The following is an 18,279-nucleotide window of genomic DNA, read 5'->3' as shown; positions in this document are numbered from 1 at the left end:
AAGCCAAAAAGCAAGTCTTTAACTGATAGTCAAAAAGAAGAAAACAGAAAAATATCAAGTTTTCGTATTCTTGTTGAACATGCCATCGGTAGTGTCAAAAAATGTCGTATTGTCAAAGAACGATTCAGATGTCGCAAGTTTGGTTTTGACGATTTAGTCATGCTTATTGCTTGCGGTCTGCATAATTTCAGAATTTCAATTTCACTGATTGTGAAACATATATAACTTTATTGAATATAATGTCTAATAGATTTAATTATGGATAAAGACCTAATTATAAGCGTATTTCCTGCAGCCCTCATAAAAAAGGAATTGCAGCAAGAGTAAAAGATTGAAGGTTTGAACTAAATCTTGGCTCAGGAGGCTTTTACTAAGCGTACTGATGTTAGTTATGATGCATATCGTAGGTATTGAGAATATAGTTAAAATTACTCTTTGTGACTTAGTTTTATGTCCTGTCGCTCTGTATGGCATATAACAAAGATAGAAATAACTCCAATTCAAGATAGTTAACTGGGTAGTCTGTTCAGGGTAGTACTACCCAGTAAAATTTAAAATAATATTTCCAAAATTTTCCGTCAAATATTTCATCTTTTCACCAATGTCACGTATATTAGCGTAAGTGGTTGGTACAAAACAGAATGCATACAGAACCTATTTATGAGTTTGTACCGAAAAAATCATTATTTTCTTGATTAATAAATATCTATGCATTCTGTATCGTCGGCCTTAATTATTTCCTATCTTAAGGATTCAGATTCAGCATTTTTCGGACTCTCTTTTCATATTGATAACCTTACATTTTTGACTATGAAGATATTCTAAGATACAATACTACCTTTCGTCCGATATTGTAATCTTATTTCTTTGAAAATCATGTAATCCGATAGCATAGATCATATAGGGCCAGATTTCAGAACCTTTAACGCCCGAAAACATTCCCACATTAGAAGTAGACTCAAACTCGCCATCTTCTACTTTTTGGATTTCAGATATGTACTGGAGGGATTCTTTTGAGTAATTCTTGAATAATAAATAAATTTTCATGTTTTTCTCTTTTTCTGCCTCTGTATCCCCATGAGTTGCAAAGCAGAAATAACAAATAATAGTATTATCTTCCCCCTTATCCTTGAATAAGTAGTTATTATTCCACGAGTCAACAACTTCATTAAATGGTTCGAATTCAATGACAGAAATATCGAAATTAACAGAATCTACAGGATGGAGCTTTAATGTGAATTTAGTCCCAATAGGAAAGGAGAACCCTTTTGCTGGTATGGTTGGTAACTCCTGCGCATAGGCAGATAGAGTAATCAGTCCAAGTAAAATAATTAGAATCTTCTTCATAGCTAAGTTTTTTCTTATTAGATATAGTTAGGTATAATATTCCATAACAGCTCAACAAACATAGATAAAAAACTTTATTAGAAACCGACAATATCATAAAATTCAGAATCAGAATTTCATTATTAATATGTAGATTTGCAATAGAAGTACCTTATTCCTTTATGTTTATATGAAAACAACACATCTTATTATATTCTGCATTTTTTTGCTGCAGCAACCTTTTTCTTTTGCACAATCCGGCTTGGCCGATAGTCCACACTCTTCATCTGAAGTCCATATTTATCAAATAAGTAAAGATGATTTACGAAAAGTCCATATCAAAGATGATGGTTTTGATGAAGATATGCTAAAGACTTTTGTGTCGAAATATAATGTAGGTGAAGATATTCCTGCTTTACCAAAAGGGAACTACATACTAGTAAAAGTGATAGACAATCAGTTAAATTATACAGAACATACAGTAGATAACCTTTATGCAAAAATAGTACCTTCTGAAAAGTTTATTATTTGTCTATACGATTCATTAGGAAATATCATAAATGATGCCGAAATAAGGAAAGGGTCTTCAAAACTAAAATATGATAAAGAAACACAAACATATAGCACCAATAAAGCAAAAGATGAAGATATAATCGAAATAGCTCATAATGGAGTTTACCATTACTTGGAAATAGAAGATAACCAATATCGCGATAATTATAATCTTTTTGAATCAACCTGGTCGAAAATGAAATGGAGATGGATCGGACTAAAAAATGGAATAAAATATATCTTTAATCCATCTGAGCGACCTGCCAAACAGAAATATACTGGTTTTATTGTGTTTAATAAGCCCAAGTACAAACCGGGCGAAACCGTAAAATTAAAGGGATACTTATCAGAATATAACGGAAAAAAATATGATAAGCCTGTCGGGATCCGATTACTTGGTAGTCATAACTCATTTAATATTGATACAATTTTAATCAAATTAGAGCCCTATCAACCGGGGATGTACAGCTATGAATTTAAGCTGACCGATGAATTGGACTTGATGTTAGACATACTCCATATCACTGATTACTGATGATAAAAATGCAAATACCGTGAGAGATTATTTCAGATATGAAGATTATGAACTTAAGGGCATAAGCTTTTCGTTAAAATCTGATAAGAAAGAATTTGCGATGGGAGATTCTATCAAATTGGATATGAAGGTAACAGATGAAAACGATATGGCTGTCTACGATGGAAAAGTTGAAGTTTTGGTAACCCCGGAATATTTCGACTTGAACAAAATAAAAATGATGGAGCCGGTTTTTATTTCGGATACACTATGGAATCACACTGTTGACCTATTCGGTTCATCCGAAAAAGGATTGATTATTCCTGATTCCATTTTCCCTCCAAATATTGATTTAAAATTTAAAGTAAGATGTACTTATTTAAGTACCGATAATGAAAAACATGTGGAATCATTATCTCTGGAAAGAATAAATAAAAAGTATACATTGGATTTTTCATTAAATAAAGGTATGCTCTCTATTAAAGAACTTTATCTGGGAAAATCACAACAAGCATTGGCTAAAATTATAATCAGTGGAGAGAATGATGAGTGTCTATATAATGATTCTGTTATGTTGCCACACACATTAGCAATTCCTTGGAATGCAGCTGATGTAACCGTCGCAACCAAAAATACAAAAGATTATTATTTTTCTGATGATATTGCAGAAGGACATCAGCTAGGGTATAAATTTTATAGAAGCAATGATTCGATTTATCTAAAAGTTGATAATCCTGCAAAAATTCCTTTTTGGTATACTATCCGTAAAATGAAAAAAGAAATAGACAGGGGTTATACAACACAGTTAAACTACTCAATCAAAGATACTGGAGAGGATGGTTACAGTATGCAGCTTTCTTATTTGTTTGGAGGGAGAAGTGAGTCAATAGAAGGTTTATTACCTTTTGCTCAAAAGAATATGACTCTGGATGTGACGACTCCTACGACTGTATATCCGGGGCAGACTGCAAATGTTCAAATCTCGGTAACAGATAAAAAAGGAAAACCTGTAAAAGACGCTGATGTTACAGCCTATTCTTTTACATCCAAGTTTAAGAACTATTCAATGCCTAACATCTCCATTGGAGGTAAAGCTCGTTATGCCAAGCAGTTTTATAATACCCGTTATGAAATGGATGATGATTTGTATTATAATGGAAAATCAAGTTTGACATGGAAAAGATGGGCTGGCGCAATAGCTCTGGATACGGTCGAATACTATAAATTTTTATATCCGGAAACATATTATGTATATAAGGAACAATCTTCCAACGGAAAAACACAAATATCCCCTTTTGTTGTTATTGGTGGAGAAGTACAAGGAGTGCATATGTTATGGATAGACGAAAGGCTTTATTATGCCAATCAGTCTCAACATCAGAATATATATACTTTTGAAATTGATCCGGGAAAACACAGTTTGCGTTTTCGGACTCATAACAGGGAGATATTGGCTTTAAATTTTTATATCGAAGAAGGCAAGAAAAACATTCTGTCCTTCAATGCAGGGAAATCATATACTAAAATTCCTTATGAAGATTCTAGGTTAACACCTTTCGTTTTAACTTCCAGATTATTGGATAAGAAGGAACAAGGATATTTATCGGACAAAGAGGTTTCTGAGCTTAGTTCACAATTAATAACTGTAGATAATAATTTCGGAGAAATAGAACTACCTAATATTCGCCAAAAAATTGATATTCCGGGTTATATTAATACAGGTAATACTCTCTATTATCTAAATTACACAAATAGAACTACCTATGACCGAACTTTAAATACTCAAGTTAAATCTCCCATTCTTGCAGGGCCCTTTCCTAAGAGGAATATTCTTGCAGGATTCTCAAATATAGCCTCAGTTTATGCAGGAAACAGGTCTTTAGCTAATGTTGAAATTGAAGGAGGAAATCATTATACCTTATATCCGAATTATCAGAAAATAAAACAATGGGATAAATCGCAAATAAACAGAAGCATATCAGCATTTAAACCCGTGTTGAGCTTTAAACAAGAGCCACTAACAAAAGAAGATATCGAGAATCAGATAAAGACTAAGATTGCAGATGTTATACGCTCTACAAGAGGTTTTGTCAATATAAGACAATATAATAAAAGTTTTAGAGGCACTAATTACAAATTGGAATTGGTTCTGGGAAAAGACACAACAGGGATGTCAATAAGCCCTGCACTCATTTTAATCGAACCGAAAAAGGAAGAAGACCGGAAAGATTTCCAACTTTATTATGGAGGGACCAGGGACTTTAATAATCTGCCAACAGAGGAACTAACGCTTCATCTCATCTTTAAAGATTCGACATCATATAGCTATCCTATACAGTTACACAAAGGAGGGCAGAATTATCTGAAGTTGGATTCTATTGCCGATTATAAGAAGGATTCTGAAATATCGAGAGTTGCATATAACCTATTTAGCAAAGGCATTAAGACTCTCTCTGTAGAAAATCCATATATTTTAAAACCAATAAGGGATACTCTTTCTTTGTCTCCCATATTTGATAAAGGGAAATTTAGCAGAGAAAATGAAAATAAACGGATTGTGACCGGTATAGTGAGGGATAATGAAGATGTTGTCATCGGGGCTACAGTGAAGATTAAAAATACAAACAAAGGAGTTATCACCGATTTTGATGGACGGTTTGAAATAGATGTAGATGGAAATGCTACCTTAGAGGTAATGTATATAGGATATAAGACCAAAGAAGCCAATGTATCAACAGGTCATGATTATAACATTACCATACAAGCAGATGAACAGCGATTGGAAGAAGTGGTAGTTATTGGTTATGGTATACAGAAAAAGTCAAATCTTACCGGGTCTGTTGTTACTATCAATCCCTTAGATGGCTATTTTGACAATCAAGTTTTACAAGGCAGAGTAGCAGGTTTAATGATCAGGGGAGCATCTGGTACGGATGCTAAAGCAAACCCTTTAATAATTATAAATGGACTTCCTTTTGATGGTACTCTCGAAGATATTGATGCATCTTCAATCTTATCGCTAAATGTTTTGAAAGATGCTGCAGCAACTTCTATTTATGGTGCACGAGCAGCGAATGGAGTAATTATGATTGAGACTAGTGCATTATCGTCTTCTAAAATTGCAGAATCTGAGAATATACCCAATGAAGAGCCGGGTAATACTATTAGGCGTAATTTCCATGACGATGCATTCTGGCAACCAAAACTTAGAACCGATGAAAAAGGAGAAGTAAATTTCGAGGTAACTTATCCCGATGATATAACCAACTGGAATGCTTATTTCGTTGCTTTGGGTGGAAAGAATCAGTCAGATACAAAACAGATGAGTGTCAAATCTTTCAAGGCTTTATCTGCACGTCTATCGACTCCTCGATTTGCTATCAGGGGAGATAGCCTGAATACCGTAGGCAAAGTAGCCAATCATTTTGGGGACAGTTTAACATTAACTCGAACTATTGATATAGATAATAACAAGCAAGTTGAAAAAATAAAAATAGGTAATTCACACGTAGACTATATACCCATGCATGCAATTAATGGCGATAGTCTCACTCTGGCTTATTCTTTGCAAATGGAAAATGGCTATTTTGATGGAGAAGAGCGTTCATTCCCTATTTTTGAGCAAGGTTTGCTGCAAACCTATGGAGATTTTAAAGTAATTAATGATTCGTCAACTTACACATTCAAAACAGACCCTGAGTTTGGGGAAGTAACCCTTTATGCCGAGGCTTCAAGTTTAGACCTTTTCCTGCGTGAAATAGATAATATTGATCGGTATCCATACATGTGTAATGAACAGATGGCATCCAAAATTAAAGCTCTGTTGGCAAAAAAGCATATCTGTAAAATACAGGGAAAAGAATTTAAAGAAGACAAGAAAATTAATGGTCTTATCAGAGACCTGAATAGAAATAAAAACAAAGAAGGGCTTTGGGGTTGGTGGAATAAAAGTGAATCTGTGATGTGGATATCGAAACAGATCATAAATGCACTACTTGATGCAGACGAAGCGGGATACAAAACAGAATTAGATAAATATACGCTGGCATTAGCTTTTGAACAGGAATTAAAGAACAGTTTATCTAGTCTTCCTTTAACTGTGGATAAAAAACTACCATACGCAAAAGGTGAATTGCTTGACAGACTTATTTTCTTAAAGCGGTTAAACGCTACTGTTGATTATAAGACATATCTATATCAAGTGGATTCTCAGTTGGAGAATTCAACAGCAAGAGATAATTTAAAAACAATGCTGGTGATGTCTTCTCTCGGACTTCAAGATTCAATCAGAATGGACTCGTTGATGCATTATTCCGACAAAACAATTTTGGGCTCTCTCTATTGGGGTGAAAATAAAAAGGGGAAACCTCAGCCAGGATATTTTTATCGTCCGGATAAGACAAACACCGAAAATACACTGTTGGCTTATCAAATATTGAAAAATCTAGGAGGACACGAAAAAGAATTGGAAAGCATTCGAAACTATTTCTTTGAACAAAGACAAAATAATACATGGAATAATATCTATGAATCATCACGTATTATACAAACAATAATGCCTGATATGTTGAAGAATGCAGAGAAATATACCAATGTTGTGATGAATATGAATGGAAGAAAAATCTCAGAATTTCCGTATACCACTAAACTAGATTCAAAAGAAAAAATTCAAGTAAGCAAAACTGGTACTATGCCTCTATTTGTTACCATCTATCAGAAAGAATGGAATACAAATCCGATACAGGAAAAGTCGAAAGGATTTGAAATATCGACAACATTCAAGGTAAATAATGATAGTGTGGCAGATTTGAAAGATGGTAAAACTACGATATTACAGGCAACTCTTAACCTCTCAGGGGATGCTGAATATGTACAAATAGAAATTCCTATTCCGGCAGGTTGTTCTTACAACTCAAAAACTATGGGTAATTATTGGAAAGAGGCGCATCGGGAACACTATAAGGAAAAAGTAGTAATTTTTTGTAATAAACTCTCAAAAGGACAGCATGTATTTGACGTTGAATTGTTACCAAGATATACAGGTCGTTATACACTCAATCCTGCGAAGGCAGAGCTTATGTATTTCCCTACATTCTATGGAAATGAAGAGATTAAAACAACTTTGATAAAATAATAGTATTCTCACTTTATGAACATCAAAATAATTATCCAAACAGTTCTCATATTCCTTTTTTTATTTGCGGGTACATCCTGTCAAAAGCAGGGAAATAATTATTCAGGCAATGAGCAACGGTCTTTTTGCTATTGGAACACGAGCTATGTTCCCGATTCTGCCCTTTGGAATAAATTGGAGGCGAATCATCTGTATGTACGCTATTTTGATGTGGATTGGGATGATCTCTCAGGAGAGTCTAGGCCCATAGCTTCTATCTGGAGCAATGATTCATTGCCATTTAATTTTACCCCTTCGGTATTCCTAACCAATAAAGTTTTTGAAAAAAGTAATGAGCAGGCATTAGACTCGCTTAGTTTAAGAATAAAGCGTCGCATAGACGATATTACTGTTAGCTTTGGGACGAGTGCTTTCTATGGCCGGGAGTATCAGGATAAACACTTGAACCGTGACTCTTTCCGAAATATTGCGATTGATGAATATAAAAACAGATATAAGGACATTCTTATCGACTGTGATTGGACGGCAAGCACAAAAGATAGGTTCTTCTATTTTCTGGATCAACTGAAAAAAGATTGTAGCGGTAAAAATATCACAGTAACACTGCGTTTGTGGCAATATAAACAGACTAAAATAGCGGGAGTTCCACCTGTCGATCGTTGTTTACTAATGTGCTATAACATGCAAACAGCCAACAATTTCAATGTGGAAAACTCAATAGCCTCAATGGATGAATTGAAGAAATATATTTCAGGCGATAAGTATCCGTTAACTTTAGATGTAGCATTACCTATTTTTAGTTGGGCTGTCTTGTTTCGTAATGAGCAATTCGTTGGCTTGATAGGCAATGCCACAGATAAAGGTTATAAAGATAATTTTATTGAGTATGAAAGCTTAGGAAATGGGCGGTATAGATCACTGACAGATAAAGTTATTGGGAATTATTTTATGAGAAAAGGTGATGTTATAAGAGTTGAAAGTGTATCCAATAAAGAACTCAATGATATGGCACAATACCTCAAAAAGGAAATACCAATGGACAAATATTCGCGCATAACATTTTTTTCCTGGAATAAATCATATATTGAAAATTATGGCACAGAAGAAATTAAAAAGATATATAGTTTATTTGGTAAGTAGCCTTTTTCTACTCTTTTCGTTACAGTCTAAAGCCTGTGGATTTTATGAGACAGAGGCAGATTACAGTGCAATGATGTTCAAAGTATCCTTACCTTGGTTCAAATGCTTGCAACCATTTTATTATACAACATCTTCTTTCTATTACCTCCCTGTTGATGATCCTCTGGTGAGTGACCCTAACGGGAATGATCGTTACCGAAACTGCCTCGAATGGCAAATAGCTTGCAGTAATAAACCGTCAATAGACGATGTATATGTTATTCAATATGACACAGACCCTGTTATCTTTATCAAATCGCATGAGGAGAACTCGTTGAATAAAGTTTTTAAAAATAATTCATTCATCAAATATCTGGTAGAAGAGAAAAACAGAGATTTACTTAACTATATGCTGTTTGCTAAAAAAGCGGAGCTATATGAAGCCGGAAGAAACAATCATTTTGAGGATTGGGACTATAATGGGTATAGATACAAGGATGATAAGAGCGGAAGAGAATGTGCAAAAGCAGAGTTACTGGTAACTGCCGATTCCATTTTAAAAATAAAGCTTCCCCAATTCTTGAAAGAACGCTATGCTTTTCAGGCATGTCGCCTATATTATCAATTAAATCAATATAGAGAAGTTACATATATATATGATAAATATTTTGGAAAAATAGATAAAAACAGCCTGATGAGTGTATGGGCCGGATTGTTCAAGGCTATGGCAACCTCATCAGATAGTATAGAGCATCATCGTTTGCTGATACAAGTCTTTAATAATTGCGATGAGAAGAAATTCAGATGTGTACAGCTATTCAGAGATAATTTCGATGAAAGAGAGCTTAAAGTGGAAGAATTAAGCACAGCTCTGGTCATGATGGCTTTAAAAAATCCGGGGAAGTCTCTGTATAAGATAAAAAGAGCATTCGAACTAGACAAAGACAATAAATATATTCCCTTCTTAGTTTTAAGAGAGATCAACAAACTGGAAGATTGGATAATAACTCCACTTTTCTATGGTAAATACTCTATTACAAACAGCGATCCTTTTCGATGTGCATATTATAGCGAATGGTTAGAGGAATATAAGAAGGAGCATCCCGAAGAATACAAAAGCGATGAAGAGGAATCCAGATTACAACAAGAGAATCTTATAACTGATATGAAATATATAAATCAGCTAAAGTCTGTCATATCAAAGATGTTATCTTGTTCAAATGCTGAAATAAAGGATTTTTATGCAATCAGTTTGGCACACCTGTCCTTATTAGAAGAAAATACATCGGATGCCCAAAAGTATATGTCTATGATTTCGGACAAAGCAAATCCGTCTATGCTTTTACAAAAGAAAGTTGAAAGTATTTGGTTGGCAATCAAAACTCAAAATATTGAATCCGATAAATTCAAAGATTACTTTGTGAAAAATATCTCTGATTTGGAACGTATTTCGATGCCTAACTTCGACAACAATAAAATGCTGTTTACACTTACTTTATCGTTAGCGAATGGATATCTGAAAAGAGATAACCGGGTATACGGTAATCTCTTCCGGTTAAAAGCAGACCGGTACAATAATAAAGAAAGCGATTGGTATTCTTCTTATTCTAGAAATGGTGATTCTTATTATACAACTGTATATTTTGATATAAATGCCACTACATCCGATATGGATATACTTATCAGGTTATTGGAAAAGCCGAATAAAACTCCTTTCGATAATTTTTTATGTAATCAATCTCTAAGCTCAACCAATGCTTATAAAGAGCTGAAAGGAACGATAGCTTTCCGAAATAATAATCTAAAACTGGCATATGAGACTTTTGCTTCTATGCCGCAAGACTACTGGCAAAGTGAAAACTTTTCTTTCAATAGTTACCTGAACGAAGATCCTTTTGTTCCTAAAGGTCTAAAAGCAGATAAATATCGGCTATTCGATTACAAATTCAATAAAACTAATTTTGTGAAAGAATTGATAGATCTGGAGGAAAAAGCCTCAAAGAAAGATGAAAGAAGTTCCGATTATTATAATAGACTCGGAGATGCTTATTTTAACACCACATATTGGGGTAATTCCTGGATGATGACACGATACTCATGGAGTTGCAATGACCAGGATTATTCTAAAATAGATTGTCTCCCTGAATGGATGTGCAACTATATGACAGCAGGAACAGCTCGCAGGTATTATGAGAAAGCGTTGGAGAAAGCTGCGAATGAAGAACAAAAAGCGTATGCTACGGTTATGCTTCGTTATATACACTACCTGAATTTTTCATTCCGATCGCAAGGCTATGATAAACGATTGGCTCAAAAATACAGGGATGATCTGAAAAATTATGAGTATACAAAGGCTTATCAGATATACAGATCGAATTGTATCGCTCCCTTTATTGCAAACTAATATCCTGAAATTAAAGAAATTTCATTTTCAAGAGATTAGATTTCTTTTCGCCTTAATCGCGCTCGAACTCACAATTGAAACAAATATTTTGGGAAGAATTTTCCATCCAATATTTGATTTTTATTAAAAAATCAAATATATCTTCTCGCTTATTTGCACAATCGGGGAGCAAATATATCTGCATTTTGCACTATTACAGTATTTGAAATCAATGGAAACGAGATACTTTAATAAATTCGCCACCAATGATAAATGAGCGTATTGACTGTGGATTATTTGCCTTATGCAATATATATTAAGATAATGATCATTAAAATAATTCTGTCGGTCGATGGGGAATTAAATAAAATGTTCTATTTTTGTAATGGGTATTAAAATAATATTCATTAAATTATTATTTAAGATGAAATTTTATAATAGAATACAGGAATTAGAGATTTTAGCCCGCACACTGGAGCAATCTCAAAAAAGTTCGTGTTTTACAGTTATGGTAGGACGTCGCCGTATCGGTAAAACATCTCTTCTTCTCGAATCTGTAAAGGGTCAAAAATATCTATATCTATTTGTTTCCCGAAAAAGTGAGCCGCTTCTTTGTGAACAGTTTCAAAAAGATGCAACAAGAGCTTTGGGTATACAGATATTCGGAAGTATTACCCAATTTAAAGACCTCTTTGAGCAATTACTTATTTTTGCCACAAAAGAACATTATACGCTGATAATTGATGAGTTTCAGGAATTTGACAATATAAATTCATCTATATTCAGCGATATCCAGAATCTTTGGGATCAATATAAAGACAAGACTAAAATCAACTTTATAGCTTCCGGTTCTATCTATTCAATGATGATGAAGATATTTGAGAATAGAAAAGAGCCTCTATTTGGTCGTCTTACATCAAAGATGATATTGAAACCTTTTGCCGTAAGTGTCATCAAGGAGATATTAAATGATTATAATCCTAAATACACTGCAGAGGATCTTCTGTGCTTGTATATGCTTACCGGAGGAGTTCCTAAATATCTTGATTTATTGATGGAGGCTGGAGCGGTTACGAAAGATAAGATGCTGGATAGGGTCACAAGTCCGAACTCACCCTTTCTTGATGAAGGTAAAGATCTACTGGTCTCTGAGTTTGGAAAGGAATATGGCACATATTTTTCCATTATGCAGTTAATTGCTTCAGGAAAGACTACCCAAAGTGAAATTGATTCTATTATCGAAAAAAATACAGGCGCCTATCTGGTAAATCTTGAGAAGGAGTATTCTCTTATCATAAGAAACAAACCGATGTTTTCAAAACCGGAGAGCCGTAAAAACCGTTGGAGCCTGAATGATAATTATCTTCGCTTTTGGTTCAGGTTTATTTTCCCGAACCAATCATTGATTGAAATGGGAAAGAACGAATTGCTTCGAGAGTATATTGATAAGAATTACGAGCAATACAGCGGACTGATCTTGGAGAAATATTTCCAGTCAAAAACGGTAGAAGAGGAGAGGGTTACCATGATTGGTAGCTATTGGGACAATAAAGGATTAAATGAAATCGATTTGATAGCACTGAATGATTTGGATAAGACAGCTATTGTTGCAGAAGTAAAACGTAATCCGAAGAAAATCGATTTAAATCATCTTCAGGCAAAGGTTGACTCTATAAAAAAAGAACTTTCAAAATATAAAGTTCAATTGAAGGGGCTTTCTCTGGAAAATATGTAACTGTTATAAAAGTTTCGTTACCCTCGGTGCAATATCCTCATGAGACATTAAATAAAGGTATATTAAATGTCTTTATAATAAAATATTGTAAAACAATAAAATAAGTAGGTTTTTTTTCGTATCTTTAGAACTTGAGCAATCTGGTTTTTATTGTATCTATCTTCTCAATGTTTTGCTCCGCGCTGGTTAGCGGATCTTCCCATCGTCAAAATCGACAACAAAATTAACTTTCTTGTTTATGGTATTAATCAGTTACGAGAATGTGTAATGCTTTTGTCGTAACACATTTTTGTAAATAAGATGAAATCATTTTTTATAGGGAATCTGGAAGTTAAACTTCCGGTTATCCAAGGTGGAATGGGAGTAGGCGTATCTTTGTCCGGTTTAGCATCAGCGGTAGCCAATGAAGGAGGGATAGGAGTTATATCGTGTGCCGGTTTGGGCCTTATCCATAAAGGCCACGGAAATTTTATCAAGAGCAGTATTTGGGGGCTAAAAGAAGAGTTGCGTTTAGCCAGAGAAAAAACAACCGGCATAATAGGAGTCAATATAATGGTGGCTTTATCCAATTTTGCAGATATGGCGCGTACAGCCATCGAAGAAAAAGCGGATGTCATATTTGCCGGAGCAGGACTACCGTTGGATCTGCCATCTTATCGGACTGTGGATAGTAAAACCAAGTTAGTCCCGATCGTTTCTTCCGCCCGGGCCTCAAAAATAATTTGCGAGAAATGGTATAATAATTACGGTTACCTACCTGATGCGATCGTTGTAGAAGGTCCGAAAGCAGGAGGGCATTTAGGATTCAAAAAAGAGCAAATCGATGATAACCTGTATTCTCTGGAACAGATAATTCCCGAGGTCATAGAAACAGTTTCATTATATAAAGGAATAAAAACGATATCAGTTATTGCCGCAGGTGGGATATCTTCAGGAGGGGATATATACCGTTTTATCGAAATGGGGGCATCGGCTGTACAGATGGGAACAATATTTGTTACTACAGAGGAATGCGACGCTTCAGAAGCCTTCAAGCAGGTCTATCTTACTGCCAAAGAAGACGACTTAATGATAATCAACAGTCCCGTAGGGATGCCCGGGCGTGCCATCAAAGGAGAATTTCTCAAACGTGTTGCCGATGGATTAGAAGTTCCTAAAAACTGTCCTGTACATTGTATAAAAACCTGCGACTATACGAAGAGCCCCTATTGTATTATGAAAGCATTATTTAATGCAGCAAAAGGTGATATGAGAAAAGGGTATGCTTTTGCCGGAGTAAATGCACATCTGGCACAGAAAATAAGCAGCGTAAAAGAAGTTGTATACAGGCTGAAAGAAGAATTTGCCCTGGCGGAAAAAAGAACATTATTTACAATGGGGCTGTCTTATGAACGATAGTCTGGTAGAAGAAACAATAAGAAGATATATCCGGGAATACAGGAATGGCCTTGACATTCTGTGCTCAGGATGAACAAGGCTTGCTCAAGGAAATTCAGAAACTTACAGGCAAGCGTCTAACAGTATCGAGTCAATAATAAACATTCACTAAAACTACAATATATGGTAGCAAAACAAAGTTCTTCCCTCAATAGAAAAGAAGGTGAAATAACCCGTTCTGAAAGAACTTCGGCAACACAACAAGCCGAGTCAGTGTTGAAAAATGCAAAGGAGCGTGCCGGAGATGTTATTCATGTCGTAATTAGTGACAGGACTACGATTGAACTCCCGGCTCATTTATCACAGGAAGAGATAGATGCCCGCGTGGAGAAATATATAAAGTTGCATAAATCGAAGATATAGTTTCTAGAGAATTGCTGTAATAAAAATAATAAGTATTCATTATAAAAAAACAAAGATATTTTAAGAATAAGTATGGCTAAATCAAACTCATTTAACAAGAGAGAAATAGAAAAAAACAAACAACAAAAAAGAAAAGAGAAACAGCAAAAACGGGAAGAAAGAAAAAATAATCCAGCCGATTCTTTTGAGGATATGATTGCTTATGTAGATGAAAACGGAGTTATAACCAGTACTCCTCCCGATCTTACTAATAAACGAAAAATCAAGATCGAAAATATAGCTGTTTCTACACCGAAAAAAGAAGATATGGAAGATCCTATATTGAATGGGCGTGTAGAATATTTTAATTCCGATAAAGGATATGGTTTTATAAAGCATACAGGAAGTACGGATAAATATTTTTTCCATATAAGTAGTGCTCCGGCTTCCATTATAGAAGGAAATATGGTGACATTCGAATTGGAACGTGGTCAAAAAGGCATGAATGCCGTAAGGATTACTCTTGCCAATAAGGACGGCCAGTAATCAATAATAATTAATTTAAGAAAAAGAATGAACATTTATGTATCAAGTCTAAACTTTAGCACAACAAGCGAAAGTTTACAGAAATTATTTGCAGCGTATGGTGAAGTTGAATCTACAAAGATTATCACAGACAGGGAAAGCGGGAGGTCTCGCGGGTTCGGTTTTGTAGAAATGCCAAATGATACCGAAGGGCAAAATGCCATATCGGGATTACATGACACCGATTTTGAAGGAAAGACTATTGGCGTAAGCGTTGCCCGTCCAAAAACAGATAGAAGCGGCGGTGGATATAATAGAAATCGCTATTAATCAAACAGTATAGTTAACGGGTAGGAGACTTTTCTTACCCGTTTTCTGTTTTTGTAATCGGTACCCCGATTATTTTTTGTATATTTACAATCCGGGATCATTTATACAAACGCAATAGCATCCTTTTAGCTGTACCTGTGTTTGTTCCGGATATGATTAGTCAATATATCATTGTGAGATATTTTATTTACAGGTAAGATCAGCTTTTTTCTAAACCTTATCTGATATGGCTTGAACTCTATTCAGGTTTGCCTTTTTGTCTATTTACTGATTATGAATATTCAGATGATGCCTTCTGTACACTCGAAAACAACATAAAATCAAATTCAATATACCTGCACTTGGAATATAAGTAAGTGTAGCTTAATAATTTAACTGTAAATATGAATAAATCCCGTAATCAATTAAAAACGTACACATTACACAATTATCAATCAATACCTCAGATGGCAGGTACCTCCAAAGAGTTTGTCAGGGATATTGAAATCGTAGGAAGAGTATTACCCTTCAAAACCAATAATTATGTAATAGATGAACTGATAGATTGGGATAATATCGAAACTGATCCGATATTCACATTAAACTTTCCAAGAAGAGGGATGCTTGATAAAAAGCATTATGCGATAGTCGAAAAATTATTGGATAGAAATGCAGAAAAATCCTTTCTTGACGGGAAGATACAGGAAATACGTCTGTCGTTGAATCCCAATCCGGCAGGGCAGGAGCATAATGTACCATCTTTAGGAGAGATAAAGTTAAAAGGTATCCAACATAAATATCCTGAAACGGTATTGTTCTTTCCCAGTCAGGGACAAACCTGCCATGCTTATTGCACTTTTTGTTTCCGGTGGCCTCAATTCTCAGGGATGAGCGGATTAAAATTTGCAATGAAAGAAGTGGACTTATTGCTTAAGTACCTGCGGGTTCATAAAGAGGTAACAGATGTTCTCTTTACAGGTGGAGATCCAATGGTTATGAATGCAGCCATTCTTAGTAGTTATATTAACCCCTTGTTAACTTCTGATTTTGATCATATCCGTTCTATTCGTATCGGGACAAAGTCATTAGCCTACTGGCCATACAGATATCTTACCGATACAGATAGTGATGATATTATTCGCTTATTTGAAGAAATTAACAAATCGGGAAAGAACCTGTCGATTCAGGCACACTTTAATCATCCGAGAGAGCTGTCGACCGAGGCTGTCAAGCAAGCCATTATGCGTATCCGAAGTACCGGAGCACAAATACGGACTCAGTCTCCACTGCTAAAGCATATCAATGATAAGCCTGAAATATGGGTGCAAATGTGGCGTAAACAAGTTGATTTGGGTTGTATCCCTTATTATATGTTTATCGCACGGGATACCGGCTCAAAGCAATATTTTGAACTTCCATTGGAGAAATGCTGGAATATCTTTCGAAGGGCATATCAGCAGGTGAGCGGTCTATGCAGGACCGTAAGAGGACCGAGTATGAGTGATCATGCCGGAAAGATACAGGTGTTGGGTGTGCAGGAGATTAAAGGAGAAAAGATATTTATACTTCGTTTTATTCAGGGACGTAATCCCAAGTGGGTCGATATTCCTTTTTTTGCTGAATATGATCCCAAAGCAACTTGGTTCAATCAGCTTAAACCGGCATTCGGAGAAGAAAAATTCTTCTTTGAAGAAGACCGTTATAAACTTATCGATACAAAACCTTTCTTGTTTGAATAATGAAGAAAATTATGCAAGGAGATTCTCTCTTTTGGGCTTTCAATTTTTTCTTTTACTTTAAGAAGATATGGCCTGTAAACTATAGTTGCTTTCTTTGAGGCTGTATTATTTTTTCTTTTATGTTATAAATATTTATAGTATATACTGAGTCCAATTATATTATTTCACAGCAGGTTGTACCCATTTGAAAATATAAGAATCCACTGGAATAACCAACCGTTCTGATATTTTAGACATACGCACAGGAAGCTTCATCAGAAAATCGCGGGCACGTTCTGCTTCGTCCGTTAATCCCGTAATTTTATCTATCTGCCATTTGTCTATCAGCTTTTGTATAATATCCACATAATCGGCGGCTGTATATACCCCGATGCGCTGTGCGGCATTTGAAAACTGTTCGAAGGCAGTGCTTATTTTCTCTTTCGATTCTCTCAGGAAGTGAGCAGGCATAACTATCTTTTGTTTCATCATATACTGGAAAGCGAGCATCATTTCACTCGGGTCTACCTCAAATATACGCCTTACAAATTCGCTGTATGCATGGTGATGCCTCATTTCGTCACTTGCGATACGTTTACACATTCTCGACAATTTTTCATTACTCATTTTTTTGCCATTTCTGCAACACGATTGTGCGAAATGAAAGTTGCCAATTCCTGAAAACTGGTGTATACAAAGTTTTTGTACGGATCTCTTCCTGTACCAATATCAAAACCGTCATTGATGAGATGTTGCGTGGTTTGCTCAATCTCTCTCATATTCACTCTGCCGGATAAATAAAGGTATTTGGTCAATAAATCGCCGTGACGGTTTTCCTCGCCCGTCCAATGTCTGATCCATTTTGACCAACCGTTACGCTTTTCTCCGTCTACATTGTCTATACCTTCTACGTCCATTAACCACGATTCATAAGTGGGTAAAGCCTCTTCGGTGATGGTATCCCCGACCAATACGACCCAGAAGTCGTAAGGGAGCTCTTTGGCCAGTTCGCGTAATTCTTTTACATCTTCAAAGAAAGTTTCTTTCTCTGAGTCAGGAAGATAATCAGTAGGTTGCCATATTTTTTCAACAGGAACCAGAAACTGGGTAATAAAATTCTCGACATTCTTTTCTAAGAAGTGCATGACTTCTAAACGGATATTTGTAATTGACATTATACTATAT

The 18,279-nt window shown here is 35.3% G+C and carries 12 protein-coding genes and 1 pseudogene; 11 read left to right on the top strand and 2 right to left on the bottom strand.

Annotation, left to right across the window (positions count from 1 at the left end; all coding sequences use genetic code 11):
- On the top strand, positions 1–225 hold a 225-nt coding region (locus tag IR083_RS23480), incomplete at its 5' end, for a transposase family protein (protein ID WP_242052372.1).
- Between the two features lie 609 nt (positions 226–834).
- Here IR083_RS23480 and IR083_RS23475 read toward each other — a convergent pair.
- Entirely contained in the window at positions 835–1,347 is a 513-nt protein-coding gene (locus tag IR083_RS23475; RefSeq protein ID WP_194226140.1) for a hypothetical protein, read from the bottom strand.
- A gap of 169 nt (positions 1,348–1,516) precedes the next feature.
- Between IR083_RS23475 and IR083_RS23470 the strand changes: the two genes are divergently transcribed.
- From IR083_RS23470 to IR083_RS23425, 10 genes are all read left to right on the top strand, one after another.
- A complete protein-coding gene (locus IR083_RS23470) occupies positions 1,517–2,413 on the top strand; it encodes a hypothetical protein (protein WP_194226139.1) in 897 nt (298 codons plus the stop codon).
- Positions 2,414–2,705: 292 nt separating this feature from the next.
- The gene (locus IR083_RS23465; protein ID WP_194226138.1) at positions 2,706–7,526 is read left to right on the top strand and encodes a carboxypeptidase-like regulatory domain-containing protein; all 4,821 of its coding nucleotides are present in this window, start codon (positions 2,706–2,708) and stop codon (positions 7,524–7,526) included.
- A gap of 15 nt (positions 7,527–7,541) precedes the next feature.
- Positions 7,542–8,666: a hypothetical protein gene (locus IR083_RS23460; RefSeq protein ID WP_194226137.1), complete on the top strand. Its 1,125-nt coding sequence runs from the start codon at positions 7,542–7,544 to the stop codon at positions 8,664–8,666.
- Entirely contained in the window at positions 8,620–11,049 is a 2,430-nt protein-coding gene (locus tag IR083_RS23455; RefSeq protein ID WP_194226136.1) for a hypothetical protein, read from the top strand. Before IR083_RS23460 ends, IR083_RS23455 begins: the two co-directional genes overlap by 47 nt.
- Positions 11,050–11,452: 403 nt before the next feature.
- Positions 11,453–12,763 (top strand): ATP-binding protein, encoded by a 1,311-nt coding sequence (locus IR083_RS23450; protein ID WP_194226135.1) that lies wholly within the window; start codon positions 11,453–11,455, stop codon positions 12,761–12,763.
- A 300-nt stretch (positions 12,764–13,063) separates the two neighbouring features.
- Positions 13,064–14,161 (top strand): NAD(P)H-dependent flavin oxidoreductase, encoded by a 1,098-nt coding sequence (locus IR083_RS23445; protein WP_194226134.1) that lies wholly within the window; start codon positions 13,064–13,066, stop codon positions 14,159–14,161.
- 162 nt (positions 14,162–14,323) lie between these two features.
- On the top strand, positions 14,324–14,563 hold the full coding sequence (locus tag IR083_RS23440; protein WP_194226133.1) for a hypothetical protein: 240 nt from the start codon (positions 14,324–14,326) through the stop codon (positions 14,561–14,563).
- A gap of 72 nt (positions 14,564–14,635) precedes the next feature.
- Positions 14,636–15,088 (top strand): cold-shock protein, encoded by a 453-nt coding sequence (locus tag IR083_RS23435; RefSeq protein ID WP_194226132.1) that lies wholly within the window; start codon positions 14,636–14,638, stop codon positions 15,086–15,088.
- 27 nt (positions 15,089–15,115) lie between these two features.
- Positions 15,116–15,397 carry an RNA recognition motif domain-containing protein gene (locus IR083_RS23430; RefSeq protein WP_194226131.1) on the top strand — a complete coding sequence of 94 codons (282 nt, stop codon included), beginning with the start codon at positions 15,116–15,118 and terminating at the stop codon, positions 15,395–15,397.
- 383 nt (positions 15,398–15,780) lie between these two features.
- Positions 15,781–17,115, top strand: coding sequence for a KamA family radical SAM protein (locus IR083_RS23425; protein WP_194226130.1), 1,335 nt, complete (start codon positions 15,781–15,783; stop codon positions 17,113–17,115).
- 159 nt (positions 17,116–17,274) lie between these two features.
- Here IR083_RS23425 and IR083_RS23420 read toward each other — a convergent pair.
- Positions 17,275–18,239 (bottom strand): annotated as a pseudogene (locus IR083_RS23420) (acyl-ACP desaturase).
- Between the last annotated feature and the right edge of the window lie 40 nt (positions 18,240–18,279).

It is taken from the genome of Dysgonomonas sp. GY75, assembly GCF_015234155.1.
GTDB lineage: Bacteria > Bacteroidota > Bacteroidia > Bacteroidales > Dysgonomonadaceae > Dysgonomonas > Dysgonomonas gadei.
The sequence above is the reverse complement of the archived record's forward strand: the minus strand, read 5'-3'. Positions and strand labels throughout refer to the sequence as shown.